Origin of the sequence: Proteiniclasticum aestuarii (genome assembly GCF_017368455.1) — a bacterium.
GTDB lineage: Bacteria > Bacillota > Clostridia > Clostridiales > Clostridiaceae > Proteiniclasticum > Proteiniclasticum aestuarii.
In genome coordinates, this window is sequence record NZ_JAFNJU010000020.1 from 1 (window position 1) to 12226 (window position 12226).

General features: G+C 45.2%; 13 protein-coding genes and 1 other annotated feature. Of the genes, 5 read left to right on the forward strand and 8 right to left on the reverse strand.

Translation table 11 applies throughout. The features are described 5' to 3' along the window. The first annotated feature begins 196 nt into the window (after positions 1 to 196). Positions 197 to 392 (forward strand) — a binding site (T-box leader). A gap of 39 nt (positions 393 to 431) precedes the next feature. Then, complete coding sequence (leuS, locus tag J3A84_RS15010; protein WP_207600869.1) at positions 432 to 2870, forward strand: leucine--tRNA ligase; 2439 nt, start codon at positions 432 to 434, stop codon at positions 2868 to 2870. Positions 2871 to 3039: 169 nt separating this feature from the next. On the opposite strand, the gene J3A84_RS15015 is transcribed toward leuS, so the two are convergent. Continuing rightward, the gene (locus tag J3A84_RS15015) at positions 3040 to 3564 is read right to left on the reverse strand and encodes a type 1 glutamine amidotransferase domain-containing protein (protein WP_207600870.1); all 525 of its coding nucleotides are present in this window, start codon (positions 3562 to 3564) and stop codon (positions 3040 to 3042) included. Positions 3565 to 3672: 108 nt separating this feature from the next. Continuing rightward, positions 3673 to 4116 carry a hypothetical protein gene (locus tag J3A84_RS15020; RefSeq protein WP_207600871.1) on the reverse strand — a complete coding sequence of 148 codons (444 nt, stop codon included), beginning with the start codon at positions 4114 to 4116 and terminating at the stop codon, positions 3673 to 3675. 528 nt (positions 4117 to 4644) lie between these two features. On the opposite strand from J3A84_RS15020, the gene J3A84_RS15025 reads away from it, so the two are divergent. Both J3A84_RS15025 and J3A84_RS15030 read left to right on the forward strand, forming a co-directional pair. Continuing rightward, positions 4645 to 4995, forward strand: a complete 351-nt coding sequence (locus tag J3A84_RS15025) for a HesB-like protein (protein WP_242694292.1) — start codon at positions 4645 to 4647, stop codon at positions 4993 to 4995. A 22-nt stretch (positions 4996 to 5017) separates the two neighbouring features. Further along, a complete protein-coding gene (locus J3A84_RS15030; protein ID WP_207600872.1) occupies positions 5018 to 5359 on the forward strand; it encodes a HesB-like protein in 342 nt (113 codons plus the stop codon). 105 nt (positions 5360 to 5464) lie between these two features. On the opposite strand, the gene J3A84_RS15035 is transcribed toward J3A84_RS15030, so the two are convergent. The 6 genes from J3A84_RS15035 to J3A84_RS15060 all read right to left on the reverse strand — a co-directional run bounded on the left by J3A84_RS15035 (position 5465) and on the right by J3A84_RS15060 (position 10589). Further along, the gene (locus J3A84_RS15035) at positions 5465 to 5653 is read right to left on the reverse strand and encodes a glycine zipper domain-containing protein (protein WP_242694293.1); all 189 of its coding nucleotides are present in this window, start codon (positions 5651 to 5653) and stop codon (positions 5465 to 5467) included. A 26-nt stretch (positions 5654 to 5679) separates the two neighbouring features. Beyond that, on the reverse strand, positions 5680 to 6990 hold the full coding sequence (locus J3A84_RS15040) for a vWA domain-containing protein (RefSeq protein WP_207600873.1): 1311 nt from the start codon (positions 6988 to 6990) through the stop codon (positions 5680 to 5682). A gap of 34 nt (positions 6991 to 7024) precedes the next feature. After that, positions 7025 to 8101 (reverse strand): AAA family ATPase, encoded by a 1077-nt coding sequence (locus tag J3A84_RS15045; RefSeq protein ID WP_207600874.1) that lies wholly within the window; start codon positions 8099 to 8101, stop codon positions 7025 to 7027. A 15-nt stretch (positions 8102 to 8116) separates the two neighbouring features. Then, a complete protein-coding gene (locus J3A84_RS15050) occupies positions 8117 to 8830 on the reverse strand; it encodes a hypothetical protein (RefSeq protein WP_207600875.1) in 714 nt (237 codons plus the stop codon). Positions 8831 to 8956: 126 nt separating this feature from the next. Beyond that, on the reverse strand, positions 8957 to 9745 hold the full coding sequence (locus J3A84_RS15055) for a GTP pyrophosphokinase (protein WP_207600876.1): 789 nt from the start codon (positions 9743 to 9745) through the stop codon (positions 8957 to 8959). Positions 9746 to 9815: 70 nt separating this feature from the next. Then, positions 9816 to 10589: an SDR family NAD(P)-dependent oxidoreductase gene (locus tag J3A84_RS15060; protein ID WP_207600877.1), complete on the reverse strand. Its 774-nt coding sequence runs from the start codon at positions 10587 to 10589 to the stop codon at positions 9816 to 9818. A 259-nt stretch (positions 10590 to 10848) separates the two neighbouring features. Between J3A84_RS15060 and J3A84_RS15065 the strand changes: the two genes are divergently transcribed. Continuing rightward, a complete protein-coding gene (locus J3A84_RS15065) occupies positions 10849 to 11427 on the forward strand; it encodes an immunoglobulin-like domain-containing protein (RefSeq protein ID WP_207600878.1) in 579 nt (192 codons plus the stop codon). Between the two features lie 49 nt (positions 11428 to 11476). Next, the gene (locus J3A84_RS15070; RefSeq protein ID WP_207600879.1) at positions 11477 to 11878 is read left to right on the forward strand and encodes a hypothetical protein; all 402 of its coding nucleotides are present in this window, start codon (positions 11477 to 11479) and stop codon (positions 11876 to 11878) included. Positions 11879 to 12226: the final 348 nt, after the last annotated feature.

Here is a 12226-nt window from a genome sequence, read left to right on the forward strand (position 1 = left end):
TCCTCCTGATGTCCTGGGGTCGGATATCCTGTTCATCATAATGGCTTGTTTATTCTCTTTGCAACACTAAGTTCTGTTTCTCTCTTTTTTTCTTTTCTAAACGGAACTTACTATTACAATTAACATGAAACACCGGAGGGTCTGTAATTCAGGAAGAACAGTTGACTTTTATCCTCTCCCTAGGTATAATCTCGATATATATGCGATGAACAGAAGTAGTAGCATGGGAAACCATCATAGAGAGTCTCTGGCTGGTGTAAAGAGATATGGAGATCCTGCGAACTCGTCTAGGGAGCATTGGCTTAACAGGCCACGGTATGAACCGTTATATTCAGCCAAAGTGAAGCGGAAGCTTAATTAGAGTGGTACCACGGATATACTTCGTCTCTTAGTGTAGAGACGAAGTATTTTTATTTTAAAGGAGGAAGAAAATGGCAATTTACGGCAAACAAACAGATCAGAAATGGCAGAAAATCTGGGAGGATTCAGGTGTCTTCAAATTCAGAGAAGATAAGGATAAAGAAAAACTCTATGTGCTTGAGATGTTCTCCTATCCTTCAGGGAGCAAGCTCCACGCAGGACACTGGTTCAACTACGGACCTACTGATTCCTGGGCAAGAATGAAAAAGATGCAGGGATACAATGTATTCCAGCCCATGGGCTTTGATGCCTTCGGTCTACCTGCTGAAAACTTCGCCATCAAGACCGGCATCCATCCTATGGACTCCACACTGAAAAACATCGAGACCATGGAAGTGCAGCTGAAAGCCATGGGTGCCATGTTCAACTGGGACCACGAAGTGGTGACCTGCGCACCGGACTACTATAAATGGACCCAGTGGCTGTTTGTGCAGCTGTACAAGAATGGTCTGGCTTACAGAAAAAATGCTCCTGTAAACTGGTGTCCAAGCTGTAACACGGTTCTTGCCAACGAGCAGGTTCTGGACGGTGCCTGCGAACGATGCGGAACGCCCGTCATCAAGAAGGACCTGACCCAGTGGTTCTTCAGCATCACCAAGTATGCCGATGAGCTTCTGGAAGACCTGGAGGGTCTGGACTGGCCGGAGAAGACCAAATCCATGCAAAGACACTGGATTGGGAGATCCTACGGCTCCTCTGTGAAATTCAAGGTGGATCAGAAGGACCTGGAATTCGAAGTCTTCACCACAAGAGTGGATACCCTTTACGGAGCATCCTATGTGGTATTCGCTCCTGAGAATGCCATGGTTCCCACCCTTACAACTGAAGCGCAGAGAGCGGAAGTGGAAGCCTATATAGAGCAGGCGAAAATGCAGAGCGACATCGATCGTCAGTCTCTGTCCAGAGAAAAGACCGGAGTCTTCACAGGTTCCTATGCAGTGAACCCCATTAACGGTAGAATCATCCCCATCTGGGTCGGTGATTATGTCCTGAACACCTACGGTACCGGTATCGTCATGGCTGTTCCAGCCCATGATGAAAGAGACTTTGAATTCGCAAAGAAATACGACCTGCCCATCGAGAGAGTCATTGAAGGGGGCGAGAGCCTTCCCTACACCGAAATCGGTAAAATGATGAACTCCGGAGAATTTGATGGCCTCATGGGTGAAGAAGCCAAAGAGAAGGTCACCCTGTGGCTGGAAGAGAGAAACAGCGGATCGCTGAAGGTCAACTACAGACTAAGAGACTGGCTGGTCTCCAGGCAGAGATACTGGGGTGCGCCGATTCCCATCGTCTACTGCAATCACTGCGGTGAAGTGGTGGTGGAAGAAAAGGATCTTCCTGTGACACTTCCTTATGACGTGGAATTTGCTCCAGACGGCAAGAGCCCTCTGGCAAAAAGTGAGGAATTCCTGAATACAACCTGTCCGAAATGCGGTGGACATGCCACAAGAGAAGCGGATACTTTAGATACCTTCGTCTGCTCCTCCTGGTACTATTTAAGATATGTGGACAACAAGAACGAAGAGGAAGCCTTCGATAAGGAAAAAATCAACAAGATGCTTCCTGTGGACAAATATGTAGGTGGACCAGAGCATGCAGTGATGCATCTGCTTTACGCCAGATTTGTCACCAAGGCGTTAAGAGACATGGGCTTCCTGTCCTTCGATGAGCCTTTCAAATCTCTGACCCATCAGGGACTGATTCTGGGACCCGATGGACAGAAGATGAGCAAGTCCAAAGGAAACACCATTTCTCCGGATGAATACATCAACCAGTACGGCTCCGATGTATTCAGAATGTATCTCATGTTCGGATTCTCCTATGCGGAAGGTGGCGCATGGTCAGATGAAGGCATCCGCTCCGTGGCAAGATTCGTGGATCGAGTAGAAAGAAACTTCCATAACATCAAGGATATCCTTCAGAGCTCAAGCAACACAGATGAACTGCGAACAGAGGACAAGGACCTTCTGTACTGGAATGCCAACACCATCAAGGGCGTCTCCGAAGATGCGGAGAAGATGCAGTTCAATACAGCCATCGCAAGAATGATGGAGCTGACCAATGCCCTGACCAAATACATTCCGCTGAAAGCCCACAACCATAAGGTTCTGGAGAAGGTCAATGCGGATTTCATCCGCCTTCTTGCTCCCTTTGCACCCCATTTCGGAGAAGAAATCTGGCATCTCTTCGGCAACGAAGGATCCGTATTTGATGAAGCCTGGCCAGGTTATGACGAAAAGGCTCTTGTGAAGGATGAAGTGGAAATCGCCATCCAGATCAACGGGAAGATCAAGGAAAGAATCATGATTCCTTCCTCCGCAACTGATGTTGAAATCCAAGAACTGGCTCTGGCCGATGCTACCATCAGAAAAGAAACCGAAGGAAAGAATATCGTCAAAGTCATCGTCATCAAGGGAAGACTTGTGAATATCGTGGTCAAGGGATAATAGAGCTGATTCATTCCCGAGCTTCAGACTACAGAAGATTACGAAAAAAATCCGTGAAGAATTTATGCCTAAAGACCACTCAGAAAAATCTGAGTGGTCTTTTCACATATTCTTTGACGGAAGCATTGTAAAAGGAATCTGCCTTTTGGGTAGATTCCTTTTTTGCAGCCTATTTATTCTTTTCTTTGAATTTCTTCACTTCATCAATGAAAGAAGTCATGTACACATGAAGATCTTTAGGAGATCTGGATGAAATGATGTTTTCCGAAACAACCACTTCCTTATCCACCCATGTGAGACCTGCTCCTTCAAGATCCGCTCTGATTTTCTTCGTGCTGGTTCCAGTTTTCCCTTTGAGGATTCCCGCAGTAACGGGTACCCATCCTGCATGACAGATCATGCCGATCGGCTTATTCTGATCGTTGAAGTCCTTCGTCAGCTGAATGCAACCTTCTTCCACTCTCAGGATGTCAGGTGCATATCCGCCAGGAATGAGCAGTCCATCATAATCTTCCGCCTTCACTTCATCATAGGTTTTATTGGCTTCCGCTTTCAGTCCGTATTTTCCGGTGTAGGTCTTGTTCTTGTCCAGAGCAACCACATCCACTTCCCATCCTTCTTCCTTCAGCCTGATGATGGGATACCAGAGTTCCAGATCTTCAAAAATATCAGCTACAAAAGTCAGTATTTTCATTTGACGATTCCTCCTGTTTGTTCATTTGGTTCTATTTTACCCCAAAAACATCTGTATTTTAGACTCAAATACCAAAGTTAATGAAGATGTAACAAATCCTGAGATATTCTAGAAGGAACCATTTCTGTACTTTTTGTAGAATCTGTCGATATAATCTCCGACCTTCAGTTCTATATAGCTTTCTTCACCATAGGACTCAAAAATGCTCTCCTGGTAGGAATCCTCAAGAAAGTCCTGAAGGATTCTCGTCTCCTTTCTGATGACCACGCTGATGATCTGTATCTCATTTCTCCGAAGAAACAGTGCAAATCGGAGCAGAATGAAATCAATGGTCATGGAACTGATCTTCACACTGAACTCCGTGATCATGAATCTCTTGGTGCTGCACTTGATCCTTATGGCCCCGCTTCCTGTTATAAACGTCACATAGAGCCATTCTCCTTCTTTGACTTCCACCAGGGAGGACCCCACTTCAGATTTCAACCTGTTATTGATAGGCATAAAAATGACTCTTAATAACTCCTCTTTCTCATAGAATTTATCCTTGTTCATAATCACACCCCTTTGTTTACAAATTGTTTTAAAAAATTAATTGAGAATGACTTTCAATTTTACACAATCTATGTTAATATGAATTCATAACACACACAACATATTTCGAAATACGAAAAACGTAAAAGTATTTCATATTTCCCCCTTTTATACGATTATGTATACAATAGTGTATGACCCTTGAGTTTCCCCGACTCAAGGGTTTTCCCCTTTTATCGACGAAATGAGTTCTGCCAGTAATTTCAGACATCTCTTCTTGATACTATTTTACACCATTGAATGTTTGAATCCTATTCTTTCCAGAATGATTATTGATTTCCATCTTTGAATATGTAACAGGTTCTAATGGCTATTTTACCGGAAAACCTTTCAGTTTCAGCTTGATTTAATGATTTTCTGATAATATAAATATAGAAACTATCCGGATATTTCAATAAACGAGAAATGATTTGAAGATTTATCCGCGATGTTATATAATGGAATGGAAATTCAGAGTATAATGATATGAATTAAAGGGGAGTAGAATAAATGAATGATACACAGATCAAAATGATAGACATTTCAGAAGAAGGCTACCAGGAGTTCAACGACCTGCTGGAAGCCAACGAAATCGAACCTAAGGTAGTCAGACTGGCACTGGCAGGCTTCGGATGCAGCGGACCAAGATTCGGTCTCATGGTAGACGATCCTACAGACAGTGACGTGGTAGAAGTCGTAAAAGACATCACTTTCATCGTTTCGAAGGATCTTTACAACGAATATGAAGGCTTCGTCATCCTTTCTGATGAAGAAAACTTCGGTGGTGGTATGTCACTAAGACCGAAGAAGGTTGACGATGCTGCCGGATGCTCAACCTGTGCTACAGGCTGCGCTGTATAACAAACGATAAGGAGAGTAATACATGGAGACACTAAACAAAGAACTGCTTACCATGAGCGATTCTGCCTATGATGAATTCCTGAACTTTCTAAGATCAAACAACGTTGAAAAGAACAATATCAGAATCAGCCTTGCAGGCTACGCCTGCAGCGGTCCAAGATTCGGACTTCAGGTGGATGATCGCAAGGATGGAGATATGGAAACAACCATCAAGGATCTCACTTTCTATGTGGAAACCGGACTGTACAAGGAGTTCGAAGGCTTCCAGATTCTCTCCACAGAAGAGAACATGGGACAGGGTATGGTTCTGAGGCCAAATAAGGTCACTGAATCTGACTGTGGTTCCTGCAGCAGCTGCAGTTAATACGATCTTCAAGGGCGGATGGAAACATCCGTCCTTTTTAATATTAAAATTATCCTTGTCATGAAAAAACCGGGCTCCATGGAGTCCGGTTTTTCACGTGCGATTCTACTTGTTTTCATTTTTCTTTCTGTTTTGCTGATCAAGGCCGGCTCCGATGGCCACACCTAAGGCGATGCCAATGGCTAGATTATTCATAGCAGCACCCAAGGCCACCCCTACACCGATACCAATGACTAGATATGAAATACCTTCCTGTTTCTTCTTTTTGCCTGAATCTTCTTTCATCCTTTTCATCTTCTGCTCCTTTCTTCTATCGGATCCTACCTCGCCCAGTCATGAAGAAGCGCTCTCATGACCTGGATTCCATAGGCCGGCTCATTTTCCTTCACAGTGTTCTTCAGATGAATCACCTCACCGAAGGGATCTCTCAGTGACAGCTTTTCTCCCTTCACCACCCATATGGTTCTGTAATGGGAGGGTCTAGTCTCCAGCTTGTCCTCGCCTAAGCCGTCCGTGAAATAAATCAGCAGCGTATTTCTCAGATTCAATTCCTTGATGTGCTGAAACACCGGAGAAAACTTTGTACCGCCCCTTCTTTTCAGCAAAGGTTTGATGTCCTGGTAGGATCGGATCTTATAGTCACGCCTCACTGCATCATCACATTCGATGACTCGGATGGACTCACTGTATGCATGGCTCAGGGTAATGATCTCTTTCAGAAATTCTCTCATGGATCTGTCGTCAATGCTTCCTGAGATATCGATGGCCACGGTGACATCCGGAATGTGATTTTTCAGTTCACCTCTTAAATCCAGCCTTTCAGGCTGTCTTCTGTTCACCCTGGTTACGGTTTTCTTTTTTCCCTTGGGCAGTGTTCTCATGGCTTTTCTGATGATCTGTGTCCAGTGGACCTCACCTTTCAGATTATCCTTCACGATACGCAGAACTTCATCAGGAATCCCGTTTCGTGAAGCAAGTTTGAGAGTTGATTTCAACTTGTCCTTCACCTCGTCGGTATCTTCTTCCTCGGATTCCACCCACTGGTCATGGACCTCTTCATAGTTGGCTTTATCCGATTCCGAAAGCTCCTTGGCTTCCTTGGGATGTTCCAGGATGGCCCTATGAATCTCCTCTGTATAGAATTCCAGCGTCTCATTGGTCTTCAGATTGAGATCAAAGCGCATATTCACGGTGTTGATTCTCTCCACAAATGCCGGGAGATGATTGATATACTGATTCACGGAGATATCCATGGCCAGATTGATGGCCAGTTTCCGATACTTGTTTTTCAGAATCCTTTCCCTTCCATGATGTTTGAGCAGAATATGAAGGATCTCATGTTTGATCAGTGCCACAGCTTCCCGCTCCGAAAGAAACAGAAAGGAGAGCGGATTAAACAGGAAATGGATCTTGTTTCCTTTCAGTACACTTGCAGTGGGGAATGCCAGATTAAAGTCAATCTCACGAATGGTATCTCCCAGAAAAAGGGCATAGTAGTCCTCTCCACCGTTGAGCATCTTGAAGGAAATCTCATTGAGATAATCGAAGAAATCCTTGTTGAAGCCTTGACGCAGACGTTCCCCCTCCATATACTTCTGAAGATCGAAAAGAAGCGATCTTCTTTTCTTCATCAGTTCATCCTGCTCCTGAAATTCCTTATTGAAATTAAGATCTACCATAACAATCGAAGAACCCCTCTATGAATGTATCTGAGTTGAGCAGCAGCGGATAGACATCGGGATAGTCACTTTTCAGCTCTTTCATCACTGAGATTCTCAGGTCCTTGGGCATGAGATTGAGCACCTCCGAAAATCGGTCTCCATGTTTCTCCGTCATGCGGTCTCTCAGCTTCAGAATCATATTCTTTGCCAGGATGTACAGCCTGGAATGGCTTGCCTGACTGATCTCATCCCGCACAAACTGCCCCAGCACATCCATCTCATAGAGATCATCCGGTGAAATCAGCGGATTTCTGTTCTCCTCCAGAAATGCCGTGAACTCCTGAGCAAGCCTGGTGCCCACATTCCCTTTGACCAGATGATACAGCGTTTTAGGTTCATAGTTTCTCTTCTCGAACACCTTCAGTGCATTGGAGACCCTCTCCCAGCTTCTGGGTGTAGCCTGGATATACTCATCCTCGCTGTTGTAGCTCAGATACTCTCTGAAATTGGAGATGAACTGAAGGACCTGTTCGTGGATCTGTCCTTCCTCCATGCCCCAGCGGATCCATTCCTTGGGGTCCGAATCCATATTGAACCAGATGAAACGGTCCTCCTGGGCGGGGTCCATATCCACCACCTGATAGTCCGTTTCCCGGAAAGAATCCATCTTGTTTGTGGGATTCATGGCCGCCGCCACAAGCACTCTGTGGGAAAGCTTGTATCCGTTGATTTCTCTGTTGAGAATCAGGTTCATGAGCTCCTGCTGCACGCTGTGGTCACAGCGGTTGATTTCGTCGATGAAGAGCATCACCCTGCCTGGATTGTTCTGCAGCCAGGCATCAATCTCCATGAGCTTATGATGGGTCGCATAGTAGGTCTTTCCTCCGACCACCATGGGCAGACCTCCAATCTCTCCTTCCTTCAGAAGATTTGCATCGATGTTCACCAGATACATATCATTTCTTTTCGCAAAATCCTTGATGAGCGATGTCTTTCCGATACCGCTCTCTCCTATGATCAGTGGCACTGCGCGGCTAAGAAGCGACAGTTCCACAGCTTCCAGTGTTTCTTTGTAATTCATTTCTGTCTCCCTCTCCTATCTTGCCAGCACATAATCAATGAGTTTCTGTTTCGTGCTTCTTGACCCGTGGTCTCTGATATAGTTCACTTTATTGATGTCCAGAATCTGAAGCTCCATGAAGTCCCTGATATACTCCGGCGTCACATTTTCACCACTGAACTTCTCTTCAAGCACCTCGTAGAGCATGTCCAAGTCCAGGGAATCATAGATGTATTTCACGATTTTGATGTTGGCCAGAAGATACTTCTTCAGCTCCTCTTCCGTGTAGTCACCCACATAGGTGATGGCCTGCTCGCTTCTTCCGATGGCGGCCACCTTTGCCTCCAGGCATGGCTTTTTCACATATTTCAGTGCGCTCCAGAAGGTATTCACCGCTGCCAGCTGCACTTCGCAGCCCGGGTCTTTGATGTACTGAATCGAATCAAAGTCTCTTTTCACCGCTTCCATCTGAAGCTCCAGAGTCTGGTCTATGACATACTGGATGGCCCAGCCTTTGTTCTTCACCGCAGCAAGCTGCACCTCATAGGGTGCATCCTTTATGAATCTCAGACTGTTCCATCCTCCAGTCACCGCTGTCAGCATGACAGAAACCGGAGGATTCTTGATATGCTGAATGGAAGAGGGCGTCTTTTTCACCGCCTCCATCATCACGTCAAAGGATGGACTCACCATATGCCTGATTTCATTTCCGTTTCTTTTCACCAGTTGAATTTCTTTTTCCTGTTCCATTTCTTCCTCACATCATTTTCTGCAGTTTATTTCTCTTTTTTCAATAACCATTATACTATTAAATTTTACAAAATCAAAGCACCGTTTAAACAGGCAGCCAGATACGTGATCTGACTGCCCGAAATGCTATCTGAACCGATTGATTTCCTTTTTCACCAGAAGATGCAGCTGATTGAGATCCGATACATCTCCGTACTCGATGAGTTTGTTCAGCTGACTCTGAAATCTGGATGCTTCCTGAATCTTGTTCAGAGACATGAGATAAAGAATATCATTCATGATGGATGATACGATGGCCGATTTCACTTCGAAGAGCTTTTGGGCATCCTTGATTTCATCCTTGATGTCCAGCATGGTCTGATCCAGCTGATAGGCCGATTCTGCCGCTTCCTTCAGCTTGCTCTTGATATTTTCCGGTATGCTCTGCTTGTATTTGTAGTTCAGGCTGTGCTCGGTCACCGCCCAGAAATTCATGGCAAGGGTTCGAATCTGAATTTCGGCGATGATGTTGACTACTCCAGAGGCCATATTCACAGGATACTGAATGATCATATGATAGCTTCTGTAGCCGCTGGGTTTCACATTGGTGATATAATCCTTCTCATAGAGAATCTTCATATCCTGCCTGCTGCGAAGAATATTCACCACCGTTTCAATGTCATCCACAAACTGGCACATGATTCGGATGCCCGCGATATCTTCCAGCTCCATGGCCAGACGATCATGGGGAATCTCAAACTTGTTGGCTTTTTCCAGCATGGAGGAAATTTCCTTCACTCTGCCCGTGATGAACTCAATGGGCGAATAATCATTTTTCCTTCGATATTCCGTTCTGATTGCCCTCAGCTTGACCTTCAGTTCTTCCACAGCCTGCTCATAGGGAATCATGAATGTTTTCCAGTCTTTATTGGCCATACCCAGCACCTCTCACATCCGTTTCGGTTCACTCTTTGTTACTTCTATTATACCAAATTTATAGCAATAGTTATTCTTTTTGTGACAGGAAAGCCGCTTTTCTTACGAGACATCTGGGCATGAGCTTTGTAAGAACCGGAACCATCTTTTCAAATGTTCCTGGAATCACCACGGCTTTTCCTCTCCAGAGGCCGAGATAACCTGCATCCGCCACTTTCTTTGCCTCCATGATGAAGGCTTTTGCCGTATCTGTCTTCTTCATCTCTGCACGTTCCTGAAATTCGGTTCTCACTGGACCCGGACATAAAGCGGATACTTTCACGCCTTCTTCCTTCAGCTCTTCATGCATGGCTTCTGAGAGGCTCAGCACATAGGCTTTTGACGCATAATAGTTGGCCATGACAGGACCAGGCATAAACGCCGCAAGCGAGGCTACATTCATCACATAGCCGAAGTGCCTTTCCACCATGGCGGGTATGAACAGCTTGTTCATCTGGAGCAGGGAAAGCACATTGAGCTTCACCAGATCCTTTTCCTTTTCGTAGTCCGTATCCTTGAGCCTTCCGAAGCTACCGAATCCTGCGTTGTTTATGAGGTAATCCACTCGGATGCCTCTTTTTTCCACTTCCTCATGGATTTCATCCGGCGCTTCTTCCCGGGTCAGGTCCTTTGCCAGAACCAGCACCTTCACCCCGTACTGGGCTTCAATTCTATCTCTGATTTCATTGAGCTTCTCTTCTCTTCGCGCCACAAGTATGAGATGAATACCATCCCTTGCGAAATTCAGTGCGATTTCAAGTCCGATTCCCGATGTGGCGCCCGTGACCAATGCGTAACCTTCCATAATACATCCTCCAGTTCATCATTTTCTTCTATTATAATACAATCACCTGAACTATATCTTATCTGTTCTACTATTCCGCTTCATTCGGACATCACGGAAACCACTGAACATTCTAGTGTTATCACGCAGAAGGAACTCATCCTTCTTAATTATATCTATAAAAAATTAGACGATGACTATACTGTTTTTTTTGTAACTATTTCCATGAATTTAAAGCATATAATATACACATGAATAATGTATGCCAAGGGGGAACGCAATGAAGAAAGTTCTTATTCTGCTCAGTATCTTTATCCTATCTCTGACAGCAGCCTGCAGCAGTGAAGCCATACCGGAAACCGAAAAGGCTCCGCAACCAGAAACATCCATCACTGCGCCTGACACGCAAGAGCCATCCCCTGATTCCACCCCAGAGGAGCAAAGCCCCGATGTGGAACCCGTCTGGTATAGCGAGGGCTTTGTGATTCCTGAAGACCGCATCAATATCCTTCCTGACATTTTTCTGATTCCAGAGAAAGAGATCAATCCAGAAAGCTACCTCATCAGAAATGAAAGTGACCAGGTCATCTGGTTTGGCGCCAACGACAGAATCGAGCTGAAGAGCTCTGATGGCTGGAAAAGGATCGCGGCCATGGCCGAAGCTCCTGCCATAGGGTTCATGCTGGAGCCTGGACAGGATGAGAAGTTCTGGATCCGTAGAGACAATCGGGTCGACATGGGGGAAGGAAGCTACCGTGTGATCATGGCATTCAACCTCACTGAAACGGACATCACCGGAAAAGACAGGCCAGGAGACGAAGCCTATTACCTCAGCGCCGAATTTGAAATCAGAGACTAGGAAATAATCGAAAATCTTCATGAATCATAATCTACGAGGAGGCAAAAAAATGCAGATTATAAAATTTATACCCCTCAGCCTTTGTGCGCTGTTATTTACAGTGGGCTGCTCATCCGTTGACAACAACGACGTTCCAGCTGTCACAGCTGATTCAAATATTGAGATTTCATTATCCCCTGAGCAGCAAAAGGCTGTCGATAACAGTATAGACTTTATTGAAAGCTCGGAGTTTGATTCAAAAGACCGTATAGATACAAACATAGTAACAATACAGAATGCAGATGAAAGAACATGGGAGAATGTATGGTCCATGGTTGCTCAAGTGGATAAACATGCAGTTGACGCTACTGACTGGATTATCACTATAGGTGATCGGTCAGGCCACGACTTTGCACGTATTGTCTGTGATAGTGATACCTACGAAGTGATTGGCTACATACCAATAGAATAGGACGATATTCTGAATGATATAGAACATCCTAGTACTGAATATGCTTGATGTGTGTATCCAGAGAACTTTCTAACGAGTTCCTTCGGATTCTGCCCAGAATCCACGCCGTCTTCATTCAGAGTCCTCCTAAAAGAGCGTACGGCTTCATCGTTGAAGTCATACGCTCTTTTTACTTTGTCTGTATAACAGGTCCATCTGTTTTGTGCAGCATCTTACCTGTGAATCAAAACCGCCGGCTTAGCCGGCGGTTTCCACTGACCCTATAAGGGTCTTTCACCAGCTGCACCCGTGAGGGTGCATGAAAGCGGCCGCCAACCGCACTACTTACTCAACTGCTGCTAAAGCAGC